Consider the following 1,084-nt stretch of genomic DNA (forward strand, 5'->3'; position numbering starts at 1 on the left):
ATCGAAGCATGCTCAGGCCAGCGCTGGGCCGCTCCCGAGCGGCCTGAGCACCCGCTCGGCGGGTGGCGGCGGTGTTTCCGCCGCCGGGTGCCCCATTACTTCAGGTTGTAGAACGCGCCGCGGCCGGGGTAGAACGCGATGTCGCCCAGGTCTTCTTCGATGCGCAGCAGCTGGTTGTACTTGGCCATGCGGTCCGAGCGGCTCAACGAACCGGTCTTGATCTGGCCGGCGTTCAGGCCGACGGCGATGTCGGCGATGGTCGAGTCTTCGGTCTCGCCCGAGCGGTGGCTGATCACGGCGGTGTAACCCGCGCGCTTGGCCATCTCGATCGCGGCGAAGGTCTCGGTCAGCGTGCCGATCTGGTTAATCTTGATCAGGATCGAGTTGGCGATGCCCTTGTCGATGCCTTCCTTCAGGATCTTGGTGTTGGTGACGAACAGGTCGTCGCCCACCAGCTGCACCTTCTTGCCCAGGCGTTCGGTCAGGTGCTTCCAGCCGTCCCAGTCGCCTTCGTGCATGCCGTCTTCGATCGAGATGATCGGGTACTTGTCGACCCAGGTCGCCAGGATGTCGGTCCACTCGGCGGCCGACAGCACCAGGCCTTCGCCTTCGAGATGGTACTTGCCGTCCTTGTAGAACTCGCTGGCGGCGCAGTCCAGGCCGATGGCGATCTGGGTGCCAGCCGTGTAGCCGGCCTTGTCGATCGCTTCGAGGATCAGCTGGATCGCCGCTTCGTGGCTCGGCAGGTTGGGCGCGAAGCCGCCTTCGTCGCCGACGGTGGTGCTCATGCCCTTGGCGTCGATGATCTTCTTCAGCGCGTGGAAGACCTCGGCACCGTAGCGCAGCGCTTCGCGGAAGCTCGGCGCGCCGACCGGGATGATCATGAACTCTTGCAGGTCCAGGCTGTTGTTCGCGTGGGCACCGCCGTTGATGACGTTCATCATCGGCACCGGCAGCTGCACGCCGCCCATGCCGCCGAAGTAGCGGTACAGCGGCAGGCCAGATTCTTCAGCCGCCGCGCGGGCCACGGCCATCGAGACCGCCAGCATCGCGTTGGCGCCCAGGCGGCTCTTGTTGTCGGTGC

General features: G+C 65.4%; 1 protein-coding gene. It reads right to left on the bottom strand.

What is annotated here, in order from left to right; all coding sequences use genetic code 11:
- Positions 1-95 precede the first annotated feature (95 nt).
- Positions 96-1,084 (bottom strand): phosphopyruvate hydratase (gene eno / locus AC1DYI_RS36565; RefSeq protein ID WP_477208976.1); only part of this gene is annotated, 989 nt, incomplete at its 5' end.

It is taken from the genome of Ideonella sp. P3_A4, assembly GCF_056403075.1.